The sequence below is a fragment of the Chryseobacterium sp. C39-AII1 genome (assembly GCF_039672645.1).
In the GTDB taxonomy this organism is placed as follows: domain Bacteria; phylum Bacteroidota; class Bacteroidia; order Flavobacteriales; family Weeksellaceae; genus Chryseobacterium.
In genome coordinates this window covers 482,338-502,704 of record NZ_JBDFPQ010000001.1, presented here as the reverse complement: position 1 = coordinate 502,704, position 20,367 = coordinate 482,338, and the positions used below count along the sequence as shown (strand labels likewise).

Annotated in this window: 19 protein-coding genes; 13 read left to right on the top strand and 6 right to left on the bottom strand. The window is 33.9% G+C overall.

Annotated features, from left to right (window positions below; translation table 11 throughout):
* Positions 1–130 precede the first annotated feature (130 nt).
* Both ftsY and ABEG63_RS02030 read left to right on the top strand, forming a co-directional pair.
* Positions 131–1,084, top strand: a complete 954-nt coding sequence (ftsY, locus tag ABEG63_RS02035; protein WP_346582586.1) for a signal recognition particle-docking protein FtsY — start codon at positions 131–133, stop codon at positions 1,082–1,084.
* A 73-nt stretch (positions 1,085–1,157) separates the two neighbouring features.
* A complete protein-coding gene (locus ABEG63_RS02030; protein WP_346582584.1) occupies positions 1,158–1,418 on the top strand; it encodes a GlsB/YeaQ/YmgE family stress response membrane protein in 261 nt (86 codons plus the stop codon).
* Positions 1,419–1,493: 75 nt separating this feature from the next.
* Here ABEG63_RS02030 and sppA read toward each other — a convergent pair whose 3' ends face one another.
* On the bottom strand, positions 1,494–3,248 hold the full coding sequence (gene sppA / locus ABEG63_RS02025; protein WP_346582582.1) for a signal peptide peptidase SppA: 1,755 nt from the start codon (positions 3,246–3,248) through the stop codon (positions 1,494–1,496).
* Positions 3,249–3,268: 20 nt separating this feature from the next.
* Here sppA and folK point away from each other — a divergent pair, with 20 nt between their 5' ends.
* From folK to fmt, 5 genes are all read left to right on the top strand, one after another.
* Positions 3,269–3,688: a 2-amino-4-hydroxy-6-hydroxymethyldihydropteridine diphosphokinase gene (gene folK / locus ABEG63_RS02020; protein ID WP_267401936.1), complete on the top strand. Its 420-nt coding sequence runs from the start codon at positions 3,269–3,271 to the stop codon at positions 3,686–3,688.
* Positions 3,689–3,705: 17 nt separating this feature from the next.
* Entirely contained in the window at positions 3,706–4,818 is a 1,113-nt protein-coding gene (locus ABEG63_RS02015) for an OmpA family protein (RefSeq protein ID WP_267401937.1), read from the top strand.
* Between the two features lie 45 nt (positions 4,819–4,863).
* Positions 4,864–6,321 carry an OmpA family protein gene (locus ABEG63_RS02010; protein ID WP_346582580.1) on the top strand — a complete coding sequence of 486 codons (1,458 nt, stop codon included), beginning with the start codon at positions 4,864–4,866 and terminating at the stop codon, positions 6,319–6,321.
* Between the two features lie 78 nt (positions 6,322–6,399).
* Complete coding sequence (locus tag ABEG63_RS02005; RefSeq protein WP_346582578.1) at positions 6,400–8,301, top strand: RecQ family ATP-dependent DNA helicase; 1,902 nt, start codon at positions 6,400–6,402, stop codon at positions 8,299–8,301.
* A 79-nt stretch (positions 8,302–8,380) separates the two neighbouring features.
* Complete coding sequence (gene fmt / locus ABEG63_RS02000) at positions 8,381–9,328, top strand: methionyl-tRNA formyltransferase (RefSeq protein ID WP_346582576.1); 948 nt, start codon at positions 8,381–8,383, stop codon at positions 9,326–9,328.
* Between the two features lie 17 nt (positions 9,329–9,345).
* On the opposite strand, the gene ABEG63_RS01995 is transcribed toward fmt, so the two are convergent.
* The 3 genes from ABEG63_RS01995 to ABEG63_RS01985 form a co-directional block, all read right to left on the bottom strand.
* A complete protein-coding gene (locus tag ABEG63_RS01995) occupies positions 9,346–9,795 on the bottom strand; it encodes a hypothetical protein (RefSeq protein WP_346582575.1) in 450 nt (149 codons plus the stop codon).
* A 282-nt stretch (positions 9,796–10,077) separates the two neighbouring features.
* Positions 10,078–11,199 (bottom strand): 3,4-dihydroxy-2-butanone-4-phosphate synthase, encoded by a 1,122-nt coding sequence (gene ribB, locus ABEG63_RS01990; protein ID WP_267401941.1) that lies wholly within the window; start codon positions 11,197–11,199, stop codon positions 10,078–10,080.
* Positions 11,200–11,257: 58 nt separating this feature from the next.
* Entirely contained in the window at positions 11,258–12,262 is a 1,005-nt protein-coding gene (locus tag ABEG63_RS01985) for an LLM class flavin-dependent oxidoreductase (RefSeq protein WP_346582574.1), read from the bottom strand.
* Between the two features lie 252 nt (positions 12,263–12,514).
* Here ABEG63_RS01985 and ABEG63_RS01980 point away from each other — a divergent pair, with 252 nt between their 5' ends.
* Positions 12,515–12,919, top strand: a complete 405-nt coding sequence (locus tag ABEG63_RS01980; protein ID WP_346582572.1) for a hypothetical protein — start codon at positions 12,515–12,517, stop codon at positions 12,917–12,919.
* A gap of 140 nt (positions 12,920–13,059) precedes the next feature.
* Positions 13,060–13,506, top strand: a complete 447-nt coding sequence (locus tag ABEG63_RS01975) for a mannose-1-phosphate guanylyltransferase (protein ID WP_346582571.1) — start codon at positions 13,060–13,062, stop codon at positions 13,504–13,506.
* Positions 13,507–13,546: 40 nt separating this feature from the next.
* On the opposite strand, the gene ABEG63_RS01970 is transcribed toward ABEG63_RS01975, so the two are convergent.
* Positions 13,547–15,673, bottom strand: a complete 2,127-nt coding sequence (locus ABEG63_RS01970; protein ID WP_346582569.1) for a helix-turn-helix domain-containing protein — start codon at positions 15,671–15,673, stop codon at positions 13,547–13,549.
* A gap of 83 nt (positions 15,674–15,756) precedes the next feature.
* Between ABEG63_RS01970 and ABEG63_RS01965 the strand changes: the two genes are divergently transcribed.
* Positions 15,757–16,212 (top strand): hypothetical protein, encoded by a 456-nt coding sequence (locus tag ABEG63_RS01965; protein ID WP_346582567.1) that lies wholly within the window; start codon positions 15,757–15,759, stop codon positions 16,210–16,212.
* A 161-nt stretch (positions 16,213–16,373) separates the two neighbouring features.
* Here the strand turns inward: ABEG63_RS01965 and ABEG63_RS01960 are convergent, their stop codons facing one another.
* Positions 16,374–16,910, bottom strand: a complete 537-nt coding sequence (locus ABEG63_RS01960; protein ID WP_267401947.1) for a gamma carbonic anhydrase family protein — start codon at positions 16,908–16,910, stop codon at positions 16,374–16,376.
* Between the two features lie 153 nt (positions 16,911–17,063).
* Between ABEG63_RS01960 and ABEG63_RS01955 the strand changes: the two genes are divergently transcribed.
* The 3 genes from ABEG63_RS01955 to hemH are packed head-to-tail and all read left to right on the top strand — an operon-like array spanning position 17,064 to position 19,521.
* Positions 17,064–17,942, top strand: a complete 879-nt coding sequence (locus tag ABEG63_RS01955) for a NifU family protein (protein ID WP_346582565.1) — start codon at positions 17,064–17,066, stop codon at positions 17,940–17,942.
* Between the two features lie 11 nt (positions 17,943–17,953).
* Positions 17,954–18,481: an NAD(P)H-dependent oxidoreductase gene (locus ABEG63_RS01950; protein WP_346582563.1), complete on the top strand. Its 528-nt coding sequence runs from the start codon at positions 17,954–17,956 to the stop codon at positions 18,479–18,481.
* Positions 18,482–18,492: 11 nt separating this feature from the next.
* Complete coding sequence (hemH, locus tag ABEG63_RS01945) at positions 18,493–19,521, top strand: ferrochelatase (RefSeq protein WP_267401950.1); 1,029 nt, start codon at positions 18,493–18,495, stop codon at positions 19,519–19,521.
* Positions 19,522–20,367: the final 846 nt, after the last annotated feature.

The following is a 20,367-nucleotide window of genomic DNA, read 5'->3' as shown; positions in this document are numbered from 1 at the left end:
CTTTTAATCTAGCTGGAAGTCGGAAGCTGGGTACTGGAAGTTCATAACAAACTTAAAAAACTAAGTTTGCAAACTTCACGCCTCCATCCTCCAGCTTTCATCATTTAATTAAAATTACTTAATTCATACTATGAGTTGGTTTAAAAATATTTTTAAAAAAGAAGAAAAAGAAACTTTAGATAAAGGGTTGGAAAAATCTAGCCAGGGTTTCTTTGAAAAAATGACAAAGGCCGTAGTCGGTAAAAGCAAAGTAGACGAGGAAGTTCTGGATGATCTGGAAGAGGTACTTATTGCTTCAGACGTTGGGGCATCTACAACCATCAAAATCATAGAAAGAATTGAGGAACGCGTTGCAAGAGACAAATATGTAAGCGTAAGCGAGCTTGATAAAATTCTTCGTGATGAAATTTCAGGTTTATTACTTGAAAATCCTCACGCCGGAACTGGAAATATTGATACTTCAAAAAAACCATACGTCATTATGGTAGTTGGAGTAAATGGTGTCGGAAAAACCACAACAATTGGTAAACTGGCTCATCAATTCAAATCTGAAGGAAAAAAAGTGGTTCTTGGAGCTGCAGATACCTTTAGAGCTGCCGCTGTAGACCAATTGGTGATCTGGAGTGAAAGAGTGGGTGTAACTATCGTAAAACAGGAAATGGGATCAGACCCTGCTTCTGTTGCTTTTGATACCGTACAAAGTGCCGTTGCTCAAAATGCAGATGTTGTAATTATTGATACTGCAGGAAGGCTTCATAATAAGATCAATTTGATGAATGAGCTTTCTAAAATTAAAAGAGTAATGCAAAAGGTAATTCCTGATGCTCCTCATGAGATTTTATTGGTTTTGGACGGTTCTACAGGTCAGAATGCTTTTGAACAGGCAAAACAATTTACAGCGGCTACAGAAGTGAACGCTTTAGCTGTAACTAAATTAGACGGAACTGCAAAAGGCGGTGTGGTAATCGGTATTTCAGACCAGTTTCAAATTCCTGTTAAATACATTGGTGTTGGAGAAAAAATGCATGATCTTCAACTTTTCAATGGTACAGAATTTGTAGATTCATTTTTCAAGAAAAGATGATTTTACATCATGTTTTCCCTTTATTAGTAAACAAATCATTTTATAAATATTAACAATTAAAAAATTTGCAACTATGGGAGTTTTAACATGGATTATTTTTGGGCTTTTAGCCGGAGCAATCGCAAAAGCTATCATGCCTGGTAAACAAGGAGGTGGCTGGCTCATCACCATTATTTTAGGAATTATAGGAGCTTTCGTTGGGGGAGCAATTGGAGTCTACATTCTTCATTGGGGAGATGTGACGACGTTCTGGAATCCGCGAAGCTGGATTTTGGCCATCGGAGGAGCTTTAATTGTACTTTGGCTTTACGGAATGGCTACCAAAAAAGGTTAGAATTTAAGCTTTTTAATAAAAATAAAACGCCGGATTGAAATTCAAATCCGGCGTTTCGGTACAATAATAATTTAGTTAGTTTATTTTTATCTGATAAGGCATTTCCATTTTCACCTCAGATTTTAGTTTTTCATCTGTAATCTGCTGTAAAATTTCATAGTTGGCTTTACCAATTTTATTTTTAATAATTCTTGCTGAAATTTCATCTTCATTAAGATCATTGAATATCTGCTCAAACGCATTCATTCTTTTCGGATAAGAAGCAACGTTGTATGATTTTAAACCTGCCTTTTGAGCGGCAAATTTCACGGCATCATTCAGCGTTCCCAATTCATCTACCAATCCGATTTGTTTGGCTCTTACACCACTCCATACTCTACCGCCACCAACATTATCAATCTGCTCGAAAGTCTGCTTTCTGTTTTGAGTAACAAAATGAACAAATCGCTTATAAGTTCCTTCCACGCTTCTCGTCATCATCGTCACTCCATACGGGGTAAGACCGTGCAATGCTGAATAATATTGAGAATTGGCATTTGTAGAAACAATATCTGAACGTACTCCGTTTTTATTCGCCAAATCTTTATAATAAGGCAATACACCGAAAACCCCGATGGAACCTGTAAGTGTATTTGGTTCAGAATAAATTTTATCGGCAGCCATAGCAATATAATAACCACCTGAAGCAGCATAATCACCAAAAGAAACTACCAAAGGTTTTTTCTTCTTCAACTGTTGAAGTTCAAACAAAATTTCGTCTGATGCATTCGCACTTCCTCCCGGAGAGTTAATTCTTAACACCACCGCTTTCACTTTATCATTTTCCTGAAGATCTTTAATGTATTTCACATATTTTTCAGAATAAATATCGTTGTAGCCGTCTCCGTTATTAATTGATCCCGATGCATACAGAATAGCGATCTTGTCTCCCGACTTACTCTCGTCTGCATAAGATTTAATATAATTTGATAAAGAAATTTTGTTTAATTTCTCTTTGTCTTTAACACTCAATTTTGACTTCAATAAATTATCATACTCACTTTTCTGAGCCAATTTATCAACCAATTTATATTTCAAACTTTGCTCAGGAATCATTCCATACAAACTATCAACAGCTGTTCTGAACTGTGCTGTATCTATTTTTCTTGAAGCAGCAATTTTTGAAGATGTATTTTTCCAGATATCATTTAATAAAGTACTTAATTGTTCTTTATTTTCCGGTGAAATGTCGTTTCTCAAAAATGGCTCCACTGCAGACTTGAATTTACCGTGACGGATAACTTCAATCCCGATTCCGTATTTTTCAGCAAAATCTTTAAAGAAAACAACTTCTGTAGCCAAACCTTTCAATTCAATTAATCCTGCCGGATGAAGGAAATATTTTTCCGCCACAGATCCTAAATAATAAGAAGATTGAGAAACCCCGTTTCCGTAAGCATAAACAAACTTTCCACTTTTCTTAAAATCTTCCAACGCACTTCTAATATCATCAATTTGGGTGATACCTGCCTTCAGATTATCTGCCTCAATGCTTATTCCTTTAATATTATCATCTGTTTTTGCTTTGTTAATGGCTTCAAGCACATCATAAATCAAAACACTTTTGCTTTCTTTGCTTAAACTGAAAAAATCTGATTTCTCTTCCGTAGGGCTGTCGAGAATATCTGTTGTAAGATTTATCGTTAAAATTGAATTCTTTTTTACCGTTACAGATTTGTCGCTTCCCATCGAACTAAAGACAATAAGCATAATAAAAAAGATGAAAAATACGGCGCACAATATCACAATTGCCACTATATTTGCCAGAACATTTTTAAAAAAACTTTTCATAAAATCAATCATTTTTCAATATGTCGCAGCAAAAAGTAGTTTTGTTACTGGGAAGTAACCTCGGAGATCAAAAAAAAAATTTAGAGACTGCACTACAGATGCTTAAGGATAGAGGAATTGAAATATTAAAGAATAGTGAATTTTTGACATCCGACCCTGTAGAATTTGCCAGTTCCAATATTTTTTGTAATATTGCATCAATAATATATACGCGTCTTTCGCCCATTCAACTGCTTGATTTAGTTAAAAGTATTGAAAATGAGATGGGAAGAGTAAATGATTCAAAGGTATCGGGAGGTTATGCAGATCGCATTATAGACATCGATATTGTTAAATATAATGACTTGAATTTTATCTCTGAAAGGCTTGAAATTCCTCATAAAAAACATTTATATGAAAGGGAGTTTTCCAAGATATTATTAAAAGATTTATCTGAATAAAACATAAAACATATTGTATGAAATTAGGTTTATTATTATTGGCCGCTTTGCCTATTGCTACTTATGCTCAGGACAGTATTGCTGTAAGTTCCACGAACGAATATCCTAATACTTTCTCCTCAGGTTCTGCCAATGTTCAACCTTTCAACAACAAAGCAAGACGATTCAACGATTGGTCGATCTCTGTTGGTGGTGGTGGAGCGTTTATGGTGCACTCTGACCTCAAATCGATTTACGATAAAAAGGTAAACTGGGGATATAACACTTACGTGAGTATTGACAAGCAAATTACCCACTCTTTTGGGTTGAGCCTTATCTATCAGAGAGGTGAGACAACTCAAAAAGGGCAATTGGAAGGAGCAGCAGGATTGGCAGCAGGTGTAGCTACCGCAAAAACTAAGTATAACCAGATTGCTTTAATGGGAGATGTTAACTTTTCTAATTTTTTAAGAAGAGTTGATAATCATTCTCCGTACAGATGGGCTTTCCACGGTTATGCAGGGATTGGTGTAATGGGATATGATACGTCTTTGTATGACAACGATCAGTACAGATACAGTACTACTCCTAAAAGAGCACCTCTGTTTATTAAACAAGACATAGACATCAATTCACTTTTCTATCAATTCGGTATTGGATTAAAATATAATGTATCCAGACTTATTGATGTTGAAGCAAGAACCATGTATATCATAAGTGGTGATGATGAATTCGATGGCGGTGGATGGGCTGGCCCAGATAACTATGACACAAGTACAGCGACGGCTAAGTATAATATGCTTAACAAAAGACGTTCGGATAACATGTGGACAGTTAATCTTGGAGTATCATTCAAAATTGGAAAGCAACAATCTCACTTAGCATGGCATGATCCTTTGCAAGAGGCATATTACAGAGCAAACGTTCTTGAAAATGCATCTACAGATCTTGTAGTTTGCGAAAAAGGAGATGCTGATAATGACGGAGTTTGTGATGACTGGGACAGACAGCTTGACACTCCTGCCGGAGCTAGAGTTGACGGTGCTGGTGTAGCGCTAGACATGGATTTAGACGGTGTTATCGATTTATACGATAAATGTGTAACTGTTCCGGGACCTGTTGAAAATAACGGTTGCCCTACGAACAAGTAATCAGTAAAAATAAAATCATTTAATTAACTAAATAAAAAATACACTATGAAATTAAGTTTAGCAATTGTTGCATTTGCCCTAGCTGTTCCGACAGTAGCCTTTGCACAAGACTCAACGGCAGTTTCTTCAAATGGAGAATATCCAAATACATTTTCTTCGGGCTCTGCCAATGTTTCCCCATTTACAAATAAATCTAAAAGATTTAACGACTGGTCTATCTCTGCTGGTGCAGGTGTACCTTTGATGCAGTCTGCCGATTTAACATCTATAAAAAATGGTAACGGTAAGAATCTATTCGGTTATTCTGCATATGTAAGTATCGATAAAGCAATTACTCATGCTTTTGGTTTAAAATTACAATATGACAGAGGTGAAACAAGACAAGGATGGTTCAATACAAAAGATCCAGTTCCTAATAATCTACCTTATCAACAAGTTGGTGCAAGAACTCAATATGATGCGATTTCAATTTTAGGAGATATTAACTTCTCAAACTTATTAAGAAGAGTTGATAATCATTCTCCATACAGATGGGCATTACATGGTTATGCAGGTGTGGGTACGATAGCATTTAGAACATACCAAAAAGATTTGGCTGGTCAAAGAATGATGACTGAAGTTAAACCTTTCCAACTAGGATCAATGTTTGCTCAAGTAGGTACAGGTCTTAAATATAATGTGAACAATAGAATTGACATTGAAGGTAGATTGATGTATGTCGTTACTGGTGATGATGAATTCGATGGTGGAGGTAATAAATACAGTGCGATTAATCAACGTGAAGAGCAGGTTTCTGATAACTTCTTCAATGCAACAATTGGGGTTACCTTAAAATTAGGAAAACACGAGTCTCACTTAATGTGGCATGATCCGCTTCAGGAAATCTATTATAAGCTAGATGTTTTGGCTAATAAAAACCAGGATATTGAAGTTTGTAAAAAAGGAGATGCCGATAATGACGGAGTTTGTGACGATTGGGACAGACAACTTGATACTCCTGCAGGAGCAAGAGTTGACGGTGCTGGTGTAGCTTTAGATACAGATTTAGATGGTGTAATCGACCTTTACGATAAGTGTGTAACTGTTCCTGGGCCTGTAGAAAACCAAGGATGTCCTACAACAACACCTCCGGCTGGCGGACCAGTGAACGAAGAAGTAACTAAACTTGAAGGAATTGAATTTGACTTAAATTCAGATAGAATTTTACCATCAAATACACCAATTCTTAACAATGCAGTAAATTATATCAACTCTTCAAATGGTTCTTATACCGTAATCGGAGCAACTGATACTAGAGCTTCTGAGGCTTATAACCAAAAGTTATCTGAAAGAAGAGCAAACAACGTTAAAAATTATTTAATTAAAAACGGTGTACAATCTGGTAAATTAAATTCTGTAGGTAGAGGTGAAAAAGACCTTAAATACCCTGAGTGTGACCCTGCTACTAAATGTCCTGAATGGAAAAACAGAGCAAACAGAAGAGTTTACTTCGAAGCTAAATAATAAACTTATTAGTAAATTATATAAAAGCCATGCATTGCGTGGCTTTTTTTATTATCTTACATTTCTTACTTTTACGATATGATTTCTTCGCAAGATTTTCAAAAATTAAAATATGAAACCCTAAAGCATTTTTGGGGTTATGATGCATTCAGAGATTCTCAGGAAGAAATTATAGATTCGGTAATCTATGGAAAAGATACTCTGGCGCTGCTTCCGACAGGTGCTGGAAAATCTCTTTGCTATCAATTACCTGCGTTACTAAAAGAAGGAGTTTGTCTGGTCATTTCTCCGTTATTGGCATTGATGAAAGATCAGGTCAATCAGCTTAAAACAAGACAGATTGAAGCAGAATATTTATCATCAGAATTGGATGAGTTTGATGCTGAAGTTATCTATAATAGATGCAAAGACGGTTTAACAAAACTTTTATACATTTCTCCCGAAAGGTTAACCAATACTCAGTTTTTACAAAATATAGAAGAAATTCAATTATCATTTATTGCTGTTGACGAAGCGCATTGTATTTCAGAATGGGGGCAAGATTTTAGACCAAGCTATCAAAATATAAAAGAATTCAGGAAAAATAATCCTGAAATTGCCTGTCTTGCTTTAACGGCTACGGCTACCCCAAAAGTTTTAGATGAAATTAAAACAAAATTGGAGTTTAAAAACCCTACCGTTTTTCAAAAAAGTTTTAAAAGAGATAATATTAAAATTTTTTCAGAAGAAGTTTCTGATAAATATCAGCGCGTTTTTGATATTTTAAAATATGCTACCAAATCAGGAATTATATATGTTCGAACACGAAAAGACGCCGAACAACTCACTGAATTTCTTCATAAAAATCAATTGAAAAATGTTGATTATTTTCACGCAGGGTTAACAACAAAAGAAAAAAATACCCGACAAAATATCTGGAATAAAAGCGACCAACATGTTTTAATTTCTACCAATGCCTTTGGAATGGGAATCGATAAAGACAATGTGCGCTTTGTCATCCACTTCTCCCCTTCCCCATCTATTGAAAATTATTATCAGGAAATTGGGAGAACAGGTCGTGATGGAAAAAAAAGTTTTGCTTTTTTGCTTTGGAATCAGCAGGAATTATCGAATTTTGATCAAATTTTAAAAAATCAGATTCCTAATAAGTCTGAATTTTTAAAGATCATCACCTACCTCTACTCTATTTTTCAGGTGGCAGAACATGAATTGCCGGAAAAAGTTTTTCAACTCAATTTTACAGGAATCCAGAATTTCACGAAATTATCTAAAGCGAAAATTACAAATGTTCTGACTTTTCTTCATAATCAGGAAATTATTTACTTTAATGATAATAAAAGTTTGTCATCACTTGAGCTTTCTGTAAAAGGTGATGAATTAGATCAATTACCTCAAAAAGATGCTTATTTTATTGAGCTTTTGCTTCGCTCGATTTCCGGAATTACCACTCATAAGGTAATGTTTAGCGAGCAGCAGCTGAGTAATAAAATTGCCGCCGATATTCATTTAATTAAAGAAAGATTAAAAGAGCTTCAGCAAAAAGGGTATCTAGAATATATTGACGGAGCTTTATCTAGTATTAAATTTTTAAAACCGAGGAACGAAAGATTAATTAATTCTTCTTACTGGAAACTTTTTGAGCATATTCAAAAAAATAAAATCCAGAAATGGGAAGAAATGAAATTTTATATTGAAGACAATCAGTTTTGCAAAATGAAGTTGATTCTCTCTTATTTTGGAGAAAAAAATACTAAAAATTGTGGAATCTGTTCGATATGCGAAAAAAATAAACAATCCATTTTCGGTAAAAATATTGGGTTGGAAATCATCAATTTATTATCAAAAAAGCCCGCCACTATTGAAGAACTATCAATTCAACTTACTTATCACCCGAAAGATAATATTTTGGAAAACTTAATTTATTTATTAGATTCCGGAAAAGTAAAAATGTTGAATTTCAAGACATACGCACTAGCATAAGTAATGAGTAATTGGTAATAAGTTATCATTTAAATATTTTTAGTTTTTAAACCGTTCATAAAGACCTTATCTTTGCACTATGAAATCATTGAAAGTAGTTTTTTTAGGAACTCCAGAGTTTGCAAAGACTTCATTGGAAGCCATTCATCAGTCACATCACGAAGTTGTTGGCGTTGTAACCGTTGCGGATAAAGCGAGTGGGCGCGGACAAAAAATCAATCAATCTCCTGTAAAAGTTTTTGCCGCAGAAAATAATCTTCCGGTTTTTCAACCTGAAAAATTAAGAAATTCTGAATTTTTGGAAGAGTTGAGAAAATTGGAAGCTGATGTTTTCGTAGTAGTTGCTTTCAGAATGATGCCTAAAGTATTGTTTGAAATGCCAAAAATGGGAACTTTTAATCTTCATGCTTCTTTACTTCCGGATTACAGAGGTGCTGCCCCTATTAACTATGCTGTGATTAATGGTGAAGAAAAAACAGGAGCTACCACTTTCTTTATCAATGAAAAAATTGACGAAGGAAATATCTTATTACAAGAAGAAATCCCCGTATTAGAGGACGAAAATGCAGGTCATCTTCATGACAGATTAATGGAAATGGGTTCAAAATTAGTGGTAAAAACGTTGGATGGATTGGCAGAAAACTCAATCATTGAAAAACCTCAGCCAGAAGTTGAACATCCAAAAAATGCTTATAAAATATTTAAAGAAGACACAAGAATCGACTGGACGAAAGCTTCAAAAGAAGTTCACCAGTTTATTTTAGGAATGTCACCTTATCCTGCTGCTTTTACAACCTTAAAAATTGGCGAAGAAGAAAAAGGATTAAAGATATTTGGCGGAAAATTTGAAATTTTAAACCACGGAAAAGAAATCGGAAGTTTAGAAATTTCTAAAAATGATTTTAAAATTTATACTCAAGATGGTGTTTATTTTCCTTTAGAATTACAATTGGAAGGAAAAAAAAGAATGAATATCAAAGATTTTCTGAATGGTTTCAGAAATTTTGACGAAATAAAAATGGCCTGAGAAATCAAGCCATTTTTTTATATAGATAATTCTTCATGCTTTTGTTTAACATATATTGCTGTCAAATCGTTACTTTTTAAACTTATAAGAATAAAACATATAATTACAGAAAGAATAATAGTAGAAATGTAAAGTATTAAATTTTGAATACTTTTAACTTGATCAGCCAAACTAAATAACAATATCACTTCTATACAAAACGCACATAAAATAAATATTATATAAAATTGAGTCAAAAAAATATCTCTCTTACTTAGTTTAACATATAATTCTCCATTTTCATCTTCTTTGTAAAACTTTTCAATTGAATACAATTGTACATCAGTAAAATTCCCACCTAACTTAATTTTTAAATTTTGAATTTTCTTAGCAAAATTAACATTTACATTCTTCCCAGTTAATAATTTAATTTGTCTTTCTTCAACTATATCAACAAAAATAGGAGACAGACTATTTTCCTTAACCATATTTAAAGTTTTAATATTTAAATCGGTCTCTTGATTTTTTTATTGATAGATTGATCGAATAGTTTTCCTATAATTACATTTACGGTATTAATAATTTCCTTTATCATATTTTTCAATTTTATTTTACTAAAGTTAATAATTAACAAATAAATTAAAATTTGCAAATAGATATATTAAAACAAAAAAAGACTTGATTTTTCAAGTCTTTTTAGCTTATTTATTGAATATTATTTCTTATTATAGAGAATTAATATAAATTAATTACTTTAAAAAATAATTTTTCTATAGTTGCACCAACTCCGTCACCTCAACATCATAACCTCCCACCTGAGGTTTAATGTTAGGATTTTGAGTGATTACTTTAAACTTATTAATTCCAAGATTCTTTAAAATCTGTGTTCCGATTCCGTAATCTCTGTAATTGAAAGCTAACGTAGGATGTTGCTCCTGACCATCCTGATAATTGATGAACTGTTGCAATTTTCTCAATGTATTTTCAGAATTTGAAACATTATTGATGAAAATTATCGCGCCTTTTCCTGCTTCATTTACCATATTGGTCACTTTTTCCAATAAAGGTTTTTCGCCATTATTTAATCTAGTCAACACATCGAAATAAGAATCAGAAGACTGAACTCTCACCAAAACAGGCTCATCAACCGTCCACGTTCCTTTTGTTAAAGCAAAGTGAATCTGATCGTTAGAAGTTTCTCTGAAAGCAAAGAAATCGAAATCGCCATACGCAGTTTTTACTTTTCTTTCCTCCAATCTTTCGATCAAATTTCCTTTTTTAAGCTGATAATGAATTAAATCTTCAATAGAAACAATTTTCATATCATGTTTTTGAGCAAGCACCTGCAAATCCGGCAAACGAGACATAGAACCGTCTTCATTCATAATTTCGCAGATCACTCCACCTTCCTTCAAACCTGCAAGGCAAGTAAGATCAATGGCAGCCTCTGTATGCCCGGCTCTTTTCAAAACGCCACCTTTTTTTGCACGAAGCGGAAAAATATGACCTGGTCTCATGAAATCTGTCGGTTTAGATTTTTCATCCATCAAAGCCAAAATTGTTTTCGCTCTGTCACCAGCAGAAATTCCTGTAGAAGTTCCATTCCCCAAAAGGTCAACCGATACCGTAAAAGCAGTTTCTTTCGGATCGCTACTTCTGCTTACCATAACTTCCAATCCCAACTCATCACATCTTTTTTCAGGAAGCGGCATACAGATCAACCCTCTCCCGTGAAGCGCCATGAAATTGATGATTTCCGGTGTTGTAAGTTCTGCAGCACAAAGAAAATCACCTTCGTTTTCTCTGTCCTCATCATCCACTACTATGATTATTTTACCATTTTTAAGGTCTTCAATAGCCTCTGGAATAGTATTTAATTTAATATCAGACATTTTTACTTTTTAAATTTGCGTAAAGATACTCATAAAAAAAGGCATCTTCCAATTAATCTTATGCTTTGAATATTGAGTTTTTAGCATTTCTGAAAATATCATAAGATGCTAATCTTTTCTGATGATCGTAGATATGAGAATTAATCATTAATTCATCAACATTGAATTTCTCCTGAAAACTTTTCAGCTTTTCTTCAATTTCTGTTTGATCTCCAATTAATGTATATTTTAACTTCTGCAAAACCATTGATTTTTCCATTGCAGACCAGATTTCATCCATATCATCAACCGGCGGTGCAAAAGGTTTTCTGTCGTTTCTTACAATATTGATAAATGCTTGAAACAAAGTCGTTGACATTTTATGCGCTTCTTCCGAAGTTTCTGCTGCAATTCCGTTAACGCACGCAATGATGTAAGGTTCGCTTAAATATTTTGAAGGTTCAAAATTCTGCCTATAAATATTGAAAGCCATTTCCATTTGTTCAGGTGCAAAATGTCCCGCGAAAGCATACGGAAGTCCCAATTCAGCGGCTAAAAAAGCACTGTCTGTACTCGAACCCAAAATATACAACGGAATATCCAATCCCTCTCCCGGAATGGCACGAACCAGCGCATCACGATTTTCTTTGGAGAAATATTTTTGTAATTCTAAAATCTGTCTCGGAAATTGCTGATTGATAATCGCTGGATTTCTTCCCAACGCCTGAGCCGTTAATCCATCCGTTCCGGGAGCTCTTCCCAAACCTAGGTCTATTCTTCCTGGAAAAAGAGACTCTAGTGTTCCGAATTGTTCGGCAATAACCAGTGAACTATGATTCGGAAGCATAATTCCCCCAGATCCTACTCTTATTTTTTTTGTTCCGTTGGCGATAAAACCAATCAAAACTGAAGTTGCAGAGCTGGCAATGCTTTCCATATTGTGATGTTCGGCAAGCCAGAATCTTTTATAGTCTAAATTTTCAGTATGGTTTGCCAAAGATAAACTGTCCTGAAAAGTATCGTGAATCGTCTTATCCTGTTTTACAGGCGCAAGATCAAGCACCGATATTTCAAAATTTTTCATATTTTAAATTTTAGGTTTAAAACCAAACAAATGTAAAGCTAATAAATCACATTAGTTACTTTTTGTAATTGATGGAATTAATTGGGTAGTTCAGGAAAAAACTATGAGAATAAAATTTTAAATTGAATGATTTATTTATACAATGTATATTTTTGAAGTAATGAAAAGTGCAATACTATATTGCTAGAACCAAAATTTTTATAGATAAAGATATTTTCAATAATTATAGACGTATTTATATAACATTAAATTATGATCAAAATTAAAAACTTTAATAATAAAATAGTAGAAATTGAAGCATTTCAATCAACATTTATTATTTTAAAAATTGAAAATAAATTACATCGTTTTGACTTTAAAAATAAAAAAGAAGCATTTTTAAAACAGAAGGAAATAGGACTTCTCACTATTCATGAATATCATCCCTTTCTCATTAATCACAACGAAAGTAATCTGGAAGTTTTTATCAACTCAAAACCTGAAAATATTGAATTGTTCGTTGAGGAAATTAAAAATTCAATCGATGCAATCACAAAAGGTTGGAGAAATTGGAAAGATTACATTGAAATAAACATCGGAATTACTTATGATATTTTCTTACAAAATATTCAAAAAGGATCAGGTATAATTTTAAAAAGCACCTTTTTCAATTGTTGAAAATATGGAAAGAATATGTGAAAAGCATAATGTAAAAATTAGTTATTTTGGAATAAAAAAGATTATTCCACATCAATTAATCATAATTAATAATCAGTTTGTGATTGCTGAAGAATTCAATCTAGCTTAAATTTAAAACCATGAAATCAAAAATAATGTATCTCGAAAACAAAATCTTTGGTCACACAGGACCAGCTTGGATTGGTTTTGTAGAATTTTCAAAGTCTGGGCAAACTGTTTACTTTAACGGAAAAGCTTTGAAAAAACTTAAAAATCCCGGAACTTATGGAAATCATTTCGATATCGAAACTGGTGAAGAATATTGGGTTTCTGGTGTAAAGAAAAATGGACAGGATAGACATTGGTGCGGAGGCGGAAAAGTTATGATTGACAGAAATTCTATTGATGAATATTTTAAACTTGTTGATTTTAATTATTTGGATGAAAAATATTTTACAGTAATTGAATTTTCTAAAACTGATAAAAGTAGATTCAATGATATTGAAAATACAGAAGTAGAATTCATGAATGATAGCCGATCTGCAATGTATTGGGATAATAACAAAAGAAAGTTAAGCAGCATTTAAATAGAAAAGGATTCAGTTTTTACCGAATCCTTTTTATATTTTATTTCCCTTTCTCCTTTTGATAATTAAAATGATTAATCAAAATTCTGATTTCATTAAATTCAAAATCACTAGGCAATACATTTTTCCATTCTGTTAACGTCTCTTTAGGATCTCTGTGGAAAACTTCTTCAAAAGTTTTAATCTTATCAGAAGTAATCACTCTGGAAATATCCAGCAGGCCTTGTTCGGCAAATTTCGCCAAGTGACCAATCACAGTTTCCTTTACCAAACCTCTTTCCAAAGCAATTTCAGCAATGGTTTTCCCCTGCTCAAATAATTGGAAAGTCAAAACCTGAGACGGAACTTTTGCAATTTTCATGCTGACTTCCTTGTCATTTTTTTCATCAAGAAGCCTGGTTTCCAACAAATGAATTTCCTTTAAACTGTTTAAATATTCTTCGATATCTTCCAGCCAATTTCGAAGCTCTTCATTATATTGTTTTAAACCTTTTGCGCCTTTTATTTCAGCATAAAATTCTTTCAGCGGACTGAAAATTTTATCTTTAATTTCAGTAAAAAAGAAATTAACGGCACCTTTCGTTTTGCTTTCAATATCCGACCATTCTTCTTTATTTTCAATAAAATTATTAACCTTTTGGGAAATTACCCTTTCTAGTTTTTCAAAAATCTTCCCAAGATTTACCGTTTCATGCTTTAGCTGAAGATATAATTGATTGGCTTTTACATGATCAATACTTTTTGTAACGATCGACAATCTGTTCCACTCTTCCACTTCTTTGAGCAACCATTGAGAATCTACGGTACGAAGCACTTTTCTGATGCTGTAATCATATTTTTCTTTGTTTAAAATATTTTCAACGTTATCATTAGCCACCGTATCGGTATGGAAATGCAGAATTCGGTTGTCTTTAAAAATAACTTCAGGTGTAATTTTAGATTTCAAAACAATTCCTTCCAGCGTTCGGCAACGCGACAACGCCACATAAACTTGACCAGCCGTAAAACTTTTTCCGGCATCGATAATTACTTTATCAAACGTTAACCCCTGACTTTTATGAATCGTCACCGCCCAAGCCAGCTTTATCGGAAACTGTTCAAAGCTTCCCAAAACTTCTTCTTTGATATTTTTATCGGTATCTAGAAAATATTTTTTCTGTTCCCAGACTTCACGTTTAACGGTAATTTCTCTGTCGCTTCCATCGAGAATCACTTTAATTTCATTCTCATCCAACGCAGAAATTTCACCTAATTTTCCGTTAAAATATTTCTTTTCTCCCGAAATATCGTTTCGGATGAACATCACCTGAGCGCCCATCTTCAAATCTAAAAACTGCTCATTCGGAAACTGATTTTCTTTAAACTCACCAAAAAGTTTAGCTTCATAACTTCGGGCATCCACTTTTATTTCGGCTAATTTTTCCTGATTGATCTCATCCGCCATTTTATTGTGCGAACACAGATACACGTAAGAATCTGTTCCCATTTCGAAATTGGGATCGTATCTTTCATTCAAATGATTAAAATCGATATTGGCAACATCACCGTCACGAATGGCATTCAGAATTTCCAGGAATTCCTGATCGGTCTGACGGTAAACTTTGGTTAATTCAATGGTAATTAACGGAATATCTTTAATCGCCAGACTATCAAAAAAGAACGGCGAATTGTAATACATTTTTAAGATATGCTCATCTCTCACCACCGGCGGAAGCTGATATAAATCTCCGATGAACAACATCTGAACCCCACCAAAACGCTGATTATTTCTTCGGATAAAACGTAAGGAAAAATCCATCATATCCAAAACATCAGAACGCAGCATAGAAACCTCATCAATGATAAGAATTTCCACTTCTCTTAAAAGCTTAAGCTTATCTTTTCGATATTTGAAATGAGGCATCAGATCGGCAATATTATTCGCCAAGCTGGTATCTATCCTATCGGTTGTCGGTAAAAATGTTCTCAACGGCAAACCAAACATCGAGTGAATGGTAACTCCGCCAGCGTTAATCGCAGCAATGCCCGTAGGCGCTACCACAATATGCTTTTTGCGGGTACGTTTTACAAAATCGTTGAGAAAAGTAGTTTTTCCTGTTCCTGCTTTTCCCGTTAAAAATACACTTCGGTTGGTATGCTCTAGTAAGTCAAAAAAATGATTGTTCATCGTTGCCAAAATTACGGAAAATGAATTTGATTTTTTTATCTTGGCACAAGTTTTGAAAATTCTTGCGGAGAAAAAACATTATTATGAAAAATTTATTTCTAAAAATACCAGCTTTAGTATTATTTGCTACGTTAACGGTAGTCTCATGTAATACAACAAAAAATGTAAATACCAACCTGCCTAAAGATATTTCTGAAAGGCCAGCGGATGAAAGCAGTCAAAAATACGATCAGGCACAGCTTGATAAATTAAAAACTGAAATAGAAGCCGAAATTGGTAAAGAAAAGTGTACAGAAGCAACAGTTAGCGATTGGAAACCCGCTGCAATGGGAGCAAAAGCCTGCGGTGGGCCAAAATATTACATCGCTTATCCTACAAAAATGGAAGCTTCAATTTTACCAAAAATTGAAAACTACAACAACAAAGAAAAAGAGTTTAACCAAAAATATAACATCTCGTCCGACTGTTCTTTTATAGGAGAGCCTGTGGGAGTAAGATGTATCAACGGAAAAGCAGAGGTTGTATATCCCGTTCAGTAATAGATTTCAGAAAGGAGTTTAAACATTATGGGATTCAAAAAAAGCTTTATCATATTTTGATAAAGCTTTTTTATATCAATAGTCAATTTCTACGAGTCAATTATGAATTTTTAACCACTCAAAAAATTGCCTTGCGTAGCAAATTGATCATTCACCTCTAACTATTCCACAACATCTTTCACGTTTTCTTTGTACCAAGAAGAATATTTTACATAATTATCAGCAATTCTATTGACTTCACCTTCCAATAGCTGCGAATTGATATCTTTAATTTTTCTCGCCGGAACACCGCCCCAAACTTCTCCTGATTTGATATGAGTTCCCTGCGTTACCACAGAACCCGCGCCTACAATTGAATTTTCTTCAACCAAACAATCATCCATTACAATCGCTCCCATCCCAATCAAAACATTGTCCTGAATCGTACATCCGTGAACAATCGCATTGTGACCAATGGAAACATTATTTCCAATATTTAAAGGATATTTTTGATACGTACAGTGTAGCATCGCGTTATCCTGAACATTCACTTTATCGCCCATTTTAATATAATGAACATCCCCTCTTATCACCGCATTATACCAAACGCTGCAATCTCTTCCCATCGTAACATCTCCGATAATCGTAGCCGTTTCTGCCAAAAAAGTATTTTCCCCAATCTGAGGTGATTTGCCTAAAAGTTCTTTTATAAGTGCCATATTTTTTAATTTGAAAATTTGATAATGAGTTCATTTGAAAATTAAATCTTCAAATCACAAATTGTAAATTACAGTGATAGCGAAAATCTAACTTCCAACTTCTAGCTTCTAACTTCTAAATCCGTATTTTTGTATCTCAAATTTAACGAAAAAATGCATACTATACTTATAGAACCAACCGAAAACCCGAAAGTGATGAAATTTGTAGCAGATTACAATTTGATTCCGGGATCTTTGGAGTTGGACAGAGATTCAGATGTTTCAGAAATTCCATTGGCTCAGGAACTTTTCAATTATCCGTTTGTGGAAAGAATTTTCATTACGGCTAATTTTGTGGCCGTTGCAAAACAGGATACCGTAGAATGGGAACATGTAGCAGAAAGCCTTAAAAATGTGGTGGAAGACGAGCTTTTGGCAAATCCTAGAATTTACCTTCAGAAGAAAAAAGAGATGTATCAGATCTATGCTGAGATGACTCCTAACCCTAATGTAATGAAATTTGTTTCCAACAAAATGCTTATGGACGGCTTTGTGGAAGTAAAATCTAGAGATAAAGCAGAAGGAGTTCCTATGGCTCAGGCTATTTTCAAGGAATTTGAATTTGCTAAAGAAGTTTTTATTTCAGACAATTTTGTGGCGGTGACCAAAGATGATTCTGTGGAGTGGCATCAGGTAATGATGACAGTTCGTGCATTAATTGCCGAGCATCTTCAGAACGGAGGTGAAATTTCAAACCTTGAGCCCCAAAAGCACGAAAATCCTGTAGAAAAAATCATCAACAGAGAGTATACAGACGACGAGCAGAAAATTTCTGACATCTTAAATGAATACGTAGCTCCTGCGGTAGAAAATGACGGTGGTAAAATTTCTTTGATGGAATATGACAAAGAAAATAAAACTGCCAAAATGCTTCTTCAGGGTGCTTGTTCAGGTTGCCCAAGTTCAACAGCTACTTTAAAAGGTGGAATTGAAAATATTTTGAAACAATTCGTTCCTGAATTGGTAGAAAGAGTGGAAGCTGTAAACGGATAATTTCCTTTAAAATGTCTGAAAGAAAGAAAATCGTCATCATTATAGGAAGTGCTACCAAAAATTCCAGCAATTTTAAATTAATGGAAAATGCCTTTCAACAAAATCAAGAGACAGATTTTATAGTATATGATGATCTTTCTATCCTTCCGCATTTTGATACGGAACATACAGATATCAACACACCTGCCGAAGTATTGAAAATTCGTGAGGACATCAATAGTTCAGCGGGTGTTGTATTTTCTACACCGGAGTACATTTTCAGTATTCCGAGCAGATTAAAAAATTTATTAGAATGGTTCGTTTCTACGACTATTTTTAATGAAAAACCTACAGCTGTGGTAACCGCTTCCGCCAATGGAGAAAAAGGGCATGAAGAATTATTATTAATTCTGAAGACTCTTGGCGCAAAAGTTGATGATCACCAACTGCTGATTAAAGGTATCAAGGGCAGATTCGAGAAAGATGGCTCACTGAAAAATGATACTTTTGCGGAAATTTCAAAGTTGATGAAGAATTTTGAAAAGTCTATTCATAATTAAAATTAAAAATTTTGGCTAAAAAAGGAATTTTACTTGTAAATCTTGGTTCACCAAAGTCTACAGCGGTAAATGATGTAAAAGAATATCTTGACGAATTTCTGATGGATGAAAAAGTGATCGATTATCGCTGGATCTTCCGTGCATTGCTGGTGAAAGGGATTATTCTGAACACCAGACCTGCAAAATCTGCAGAAGCCTATAAAACGGTTTGGACAGATGAGGGTTCGCCACTTATCGTTATCACAGAAAAAATTCAGAAAAAACTTCAAAAACTGGTAGATGTTCCTGTAGAAATCGGGATGCGCTATGCACAACCGAGTATTGAAGCAGGAATTCAGAAATTAGTTGACCAGGGTGTTTCCGACATCGTGCTTTTTCCGCTCTATCCACAATATGCGATGAGCACCACAGAAACCGTGATTGATAAGGCGGAAGAAGTAAGAAAAGCAAAATTCCCAAACATCAAAATCAACTATATTCAACCCTTCTATAATAGAGATATTTATATTGATTGTTTAGCTGAAAGTATTAAGGAAAAACTTCCTGAGAATTTCGACGCTTTGCAGTTTTCTTATCACGGTGTTCCGGAAAGACATATTTATAAGACGGATCCTACAAAGACATGTAATTTAAACGACTGCTGTTCGCGAGAAAACAATCCGAGTCATCAGTTTTGTTACCGTCATCAGTGTTTTGATGTTACCAATTCTGTGATTAAAAAATTAGGATTGCCAAAAGAAAAAGTGATGGTAACCTTCCAGTCGAGATTAGGAAAAGATAAATGGATGGAACCTTACACCGACGAAACGCTAGAAAGCATTGGCAAAAAAGGTATAAAAAATCTGGCTATTGTTTGCCCGGCCTTCGTTTCAGATTGTCTGGAGACTTTAGAAGAAATTTCTGTGGAAGGCAAAGAACAGTTTCTTCACGGCGGCGGAGAAAATTTCCATTACATCCCATGTCTTAATGATGAAGACCGATGGATAGACGTTGTAAAAACATTATGCGAAGAAAAACTAAATGAATTTTATTTAGTTTAAAAGATAAAACCTCCAGCAATGGAGGTTATTTTTTTGTCAAAATATTTGTTTATCGCGTCTGAGTTTCAGAATCTCTCAATTAATATATGTTTGCGTCGTCTGAACATCAGAAAACCTCAACCTGTTTTGGTTTTGTTCGTCTGAGACTCAGAAAACATCAATCACTATTGGTTCTTATCGTTTGAAAGTAAAACTAGCTTCAACCACATTTAGTTTGCTCCGTCTGAACTTCAGACGACAGGAAAATATTTTGACTCGTCTGAGACTCAGACGAGATTTATTTTTTCACAAAAGAAAGTTCAATTCGAAAACATGACATTGTGGATAACTTTTTTTCCCACGTCATTTCACCTAAAAAATCGATCGAAATAATTATTCTGAAAATCCGTCTGTGGAAAACTATCTTTTGAATTCACTTTTCACAATCCCTTTTCATAAGAGTAATTGTTATTAAATAACTAATAATCAAAACATTTATATCTAAAAAGCTCCATCAAAATTAATTGATAATAAAAATCACAATCCAGTATCATTACAAAAAGGTGATATTGTGGATAACTTTTTTCATTAATTATTTGGATAAAACCTTTCTGGATTATTTCTTTTCATTACTCAATTTATAACCATTCCATTTGCAATCTCATATGGATCTAAACATAGTATTAGAAAATAATTGGGAATGATTCAATTCTAGATCCTTTCAGAATGACAAATAGAATGAAGATTTTAAGAAATAAAGAATGTGATGAAAATAAAAAACTGACTTTGTGGATAACTTTTTTTTTCATTACTCAATTTATAACCACTCCATTTGTCATCCCCGTAGGGATCTAAACATAGTATTAG

Excerpts from the sequence above, each read along its gene's own strand:
- ftsY (WP_346582586.1), top strand. The coding sequence starts at position 131 with ATGAGTTGGTTTAAAAATATTTTTAAAAAAGAAGAAAAAGAAACTTTA.
- ABEG63_RS02030 (WP_346582584.1), top strand. The coding sequence starts at position 1,158 with ATGGGAGTTTTAACATGGATTATTTTTGGGCTTTTAGCCGGAGCAATC.
- sppA (WP_346582582.1), bottom strand. The coding sequence starts at position 3,248 with ATGAAAAGTTTTTTTAAAAATGTTCTGGCAAATATAGTGGCAATTGTG.
- folK (WP_267401936.1), top strand. The coding sequence starts at position 3,269 with ATGTCGCAGCAAAAAGTAGTTTTGTTACTGGGAAGTAACCTCGGAGAT.
- ABEG63_RS02015 (WP_267401937.1), top strand. The coding sequence starts at position 3,706 with ATGAAATTAGGTTTATTATTATTGGCCGCTTTGCCTATTGCTACTTAT.
- ABEG63_RS02010 (WP_346582580.1), top strand. The coding sequence starts at position 4,864 with ATGAAATTAAGTTTAGCAATTGTTGCATTTGCCCTAGCTGTTCCGACA.
- ABEG63_RS02005 (WP_346582578.1), top strand. The coding sequence starts at position 6,400 with ATGATTTCTTCGCAAGATTTTCAAAAATTAAAATATGAAACCCTAAAG.
- fmt (WP_346582576.1), top strand. The coding sequence starts at position 8,381 with ATGAAATCATTGAAAGTAGTTTTTTTAGGAACTCCAGAGTTTGCAAAG.
- ABEG63_RS01995 (WP_346582575.1), bottom strand. The coding sequence starts at position 9,795 with ATGGTTAAGGAAAATAGTCTGTCTCCTATTTTTGTTGATATAGTTGAA.
- ribB (WP_267401941.1), bottom strand. The coding sequence starts at position 11,199 with ATGTCTGATATTAAATTAAATACTATTCCAGAGGCTATTGAAGACCTT.
- ABEG63_RS01985 (WP_346582574.1), bottom strand. The coding sequence starts at position 12,262 with ATGAAAAATTTTGAAATATCGGTGCTTGATCTTGCGCCTGTAAAACAG.
- ABEG63_RS01980 (WP_346582572.1), top strand. The coding sequence starts at position 12,515 with ATGATCAAAATTAAAAACTTTAATAATAAAATAGTAGAAATTGAAGCA.
- ABEG63_RS01975 (WP_346582571.1), top strand. The coding sequence starts at position 13,060 with ATGAAATCAAAAATAATGTATCTCGAAAACAAAATCTTTGGTCACACA.
- ABEG63_RS01970 (WP_346582569.1), bottom strand. The coding sequence starts at position 15,673 with ATGAACAATCATTTTTTTGACTTACTAGAGCATACCAACCGAAGTGTA.
- ABEG63_RS01965 (WP_346582567.1), top strand. The coding sequence starts at position 15,757 with ATGAAAAATTTATTTCTAAAAATACCAGCTTTAGTATTATTTGCTACG.
- ABEG63_RS01960 (WP_267401947.1), bottom strand. The coding sequence starts at position 16,910 with ATGGCACTTATAAAAGAACTTTTAGGCAAATCACCTCAGATTGGGGAA.
- ABEG63_RS01955 (WP_346582565.1), top strand. The coding sequence starts at position 17,064 with ATGCATACTATACTTATAGAACCAACCGAAAACCCGAAAGTGATGAAA.
- ABEG63_RS01950 (WP_346582563.1), top strand. The coding sequence starts at position 17,954 with ATGTCTGAAAGAAAGAAAATCGTCATCATTATAGGAAGTGCTACCAAA.